This is a genomic window from Frankia sp. AiPa1 (assembly GCF_023243075.1).
Taxonomy (GTDB): domain Bacteria; phylum Actinomycetota; class Actinomycetes; order Frankiales; family Frankiaceae; genus Frankia.
In genome coordinates this window covers 1-3,601 of sequence record NZ_JALKFZ020000081.1, presented here as the reverse complement: position 1 = coordinate 3,601, position 3,601 = coordinate 1, and the positions used below count along the sequence as shown (strand labels likewise).

1 protein-coding gene and 1 pseudogene are annotated in these 3,601 nt (G+C 75.0%); both read left to right on the top strand.

The genetic code is table 11. From position 1 onward, the window contains the following. Nucleotides 1–3,234: SDR family NAD(P)-dependent oxidoreductase (locus MXD95_RS07495; RefSeq protein ID WP_285223550.1), on the top strand; the 3,234-nt coding region annotated here is incomplete at its 5' end. Further along, nucleotides 3,231–3,601, top strand: a pseudogene (locus MXD95_RS07490) (hypothetical protein); the annotation flags it as partial. The gene MXD95_RS07495 and the pseudogene MXD95_RS07490, both read left to right, overlap by 4 nt.

The following is a 3,601-nucleotide window of genomic DNA, read 5'->3' as shown; positions in this document are numbered from 1 at the left end:
CGGTTCCCGCAGGCGCCGACGGTGGGTCCGGAGCAGCTCGCGGAGCTGCGGACGCTCGACCAGATCACCGAGTTCGTTACCGCCGCCCTCCCGGACACTGCCGACGCCGATGCCGATGCCGGCACCGGGTCCGATGCCGGCACCGGGTCCGACGCCGCCTCCGTGGACGGCGCGGTTCTCGACGCCGACGCGATCCGCGGCACCCTCATCGCGGTGGTGGCGGAGAAGACGGGTTATGCGGCGGACATGATCGATACCGGGATGGATCTGGAGGCGGATCTCGGGGTTGACTCGATCAAGCGGGTGCAGGTGTTGGGGGCGTTGCGGGAGCGGTTCCCGCAGGCGCCGACGGTGGGTCCGGAGCAGCTCGCGGAGCTGCGGACGCTCGACCAGATCACCGAGTTCGTCACCGCCGCCTCCCCACCCGCAGGGCCCAGAGCCGGCGGCCTCAGTGACGGCGGCCAGGCCGTCGACACCACCGGCGCGCTGGCAGGTGGTGTCGACCCAAAAGCCGTTGAGCCGGACCCGGCGCCCCGCCGCGTGGTCCGGCTGGTGACCCTGCCCGCCCTCGACCAACTCGACCGTCCGTTCGCCGAGTCCCCGGTCGCCGTCCTCGCCCACTGGGCCGACCCGGTCGCCGCGCTGCTGCTCGCCGCCCTGCGCGCCCGCGGCTGGACGGTCCGCGAGCTCGATCTCGACACCGTCGGCCGACCGAGTGCCGTCGGCGGGCCGCAAGCCGCGCGGGGGGATGTGCCTGACGGACGGGAGGAAGCCGTTGACGGCGCGCTGACCGTGGCGTTCGACAGCCCAGTGGACCTGTGCCTGACTCTGCTCACGCCGGGTGCGGGCTGGGAACCGACGGTCGCCAGGCTCGCGGAGTCCATCCAGATCGCGCGGCGGGCGCACGGGCCGCTCACCACCGCCGCGGCCGGCGGGACCCGGGCCGCCTTCGTCACCCTCACCCGGCTCGACGGCGGCCTCGGCCACCATGGCACGGCCGGACCGGTGGCCTCCCTGCTCGGCGGAGTCGGTGGCCTGGTCAAGACGCTCGACGCCGAGGCACCGGCAGTGTTCTGCCGCGCGCTCGACGCGTCTCCCGACCTGCCGATTGACACCCTCGCCGACCTGCTCGACGCCGAACTGCACGACGCCGCCCGCGACACCCCCGAAGTAGGTCTGGCGCTTGCGACCGGGCCGGGCCCGCGTGGCGCGGTGATCCGTACAACGGTCGTTCCTGGGCTGTACGGTCCGCGGGCCGGTGTTCGTCCGGAGCCGTCCGGCGGTGGTGGGGGGCTGACGGTCGGCGCGGATGACGTACTGGTCGTCTCCGGCGGCGCGCGCGGAGTCACCGCGCTGTGTGTGCGGGCGCTGGCCGAACAGGCTCCGGCACGGTTCGTGCTGCTCGGACGGTCGCCGCTCGCTGACGAACCCGACTGGGCGGCCGCAGTGCCGGGCGCGGACCTCAAAGCCGCCGTCATCGCCCGGCTGCGTGCCGAGGGCACCCGGCCGACGCCACGCGAGGTCGAGCGGATCTACCAGGGCCTGCTCGCGGCCCGGGAGATCCGGGCGACGCTCGCCGCCGTCGCGGCCAGCGGCGCACGGGCCGAGTACGTGCCCGTCGACGTCACCGACGCGGACTCCGTGCGCACCGCCCTGGACGGGGTGCGCGGCCAGGTCACCGGCATCGTCCACGGGGCAGGGGTGCTTGCCGACGCCCGGCTGGTCGACAAGACCCCCGCTGACGTCGCGCGGGTGTTCGCGCCGAAACTGGCCGGTCTGCGGGCGCTGCTCGACGGGCTCGACGGTGCGCCGCTGCGTCATCTGGTGCTGTTCACCTCGGTCGCGGGGTTGTTCGGCAACCCTGGGCAGGCCGACTACGCCGCGGCGAACGAGGCGCTGTGCCGCGTGGCCGCGGCGCACCGCCACGCGCATCCCGATCACCATGTCGTCGCGATCGACTGGGGTGCCTGGGATGGCGGCATGGTGACGCCCGGCCTGCGTGACCTGTTCGCGGCCCGCGGGGTGCGCCTGCTTGCCCCGGACGCCGGAGCCGCCGCGTTCGTCGCGACGTTCCGTGCCGATCGCCCAGCCGCCGACCATGCCGGGACTGACTCCGCCGGGGCTGACTCCGCCGGGGCTGACTCCGCCGGGGCTGACTCCGCTGGGGCTGACCGGGGAGAGCGGGTCGGGATTGGTCCGGGGGAGACGGTGAGCCTGCTCGTCGGTCCGGACCGGGCCCTGGCCGACACCGCGGCGGTGCCCTCGGACGGCGAGAGTGCCGGCGGGATTGCCGGCGGCGGCGTGCTGCGGGCCCGGCGCACGCTCGCCGGGATCGAGACCCACCCGGTGATCGCCGCACACCAGGTCGGCGCGCACCGGGTGCTGCCGGCGACGTTCGGTCTAGGCTGGATGATCAATGTGGCCGAGCGGGCCATTCCCGGCCGTCGGGTCGTCGAGGCGCGCGGGTTCATCGTGCACAAGGGCATCGTGTTCGACGGCTCCGCGCCGGACGCGGCCCAGGTGATTCTCGAGGCCGCCGGCACCGACGGCGACGGCCGCCTGGTCCTGCGGGCCGCGGTGCGCAGCGACGGCACCGGCCGCCTGCCGGTCCCGCACTACGCCGCCACCCTCCTGCTCGCCGGCCCCACGATCTCCACCGGCGCGGAGACCCTCGCTGGTCCCGGCACCGGATGGCCCGGATACCCGCTCGGAGCCGGGCCGCTGGACGGCCTGGACATCTACCTCGAGGGAACCCAGTTCCACGGCCCACGGTTGCAGGGCATGCGCCGAGTGCTGGCTCGCGGCGCCGATCGGCTCGTGCTCGAATGCCAGCTCGCCGACGACCCGGACCTGCACGCCGGCTACGGCGGTGCGCTGCACAGCCCCGTGCTGGCCGACGTCCTGCTCCAGGGTCCGCCGGTGCTCGGACGTGCCCTGCTGGGCCAGGCATGCCTGCCGCTGGGCATCGGCCGTGCCGAGTACCTGCGCCCGCTGCCGGACTCAGGCCCGTTCGTCCTGGTCCTGGATCAGGCACGGGTCGACGACGGCGGTGGCACGGCCACCGTGACCGCGACCGCCCACGCCCCGGACGGCACTGTGCTGGCCCGGTTCAGCGAGGTCACCGTCGCGGCGACTCCCGGGATGGCCGCCAAGTTCGCCGAGGCCGTCGGGGGATGGAACAAGAACCCGACTGAGCACGAGACCACGACCGAGACCGAGGGTGATCGCCGATGACAGTCGTTGACCACCAACCAGTGGGCGGACGGGATGCCACCGGACCCGTTCCCGCCAGCCCCTACCATCCCGCTGACCAGGACTCTCCCACCGCACTGGCCGCGTCCGCCAACCCGGAGGACGATCTTGGCTTCGACGGTGAGCCCTTCGACCCCATCGCCGTCGCTCCGCCCGTCGCGCCCGTGGCCGGTGTCCCTGTGTCGGCTGGCCCTGTGCCGGCTGGCGCGGTGCCGGGTGGCGCGGTGCCGGGTGGGACTGCGGTCACGGGGCCGGGGGGGGGGGGGGCCCCCCCCCCCCCCCCCCCCTCGACCCCCCCACCCCCCCCCCCCCCCCCCCCCCCCCCCCCCCCCCCCCCCCCCCCCCCCCC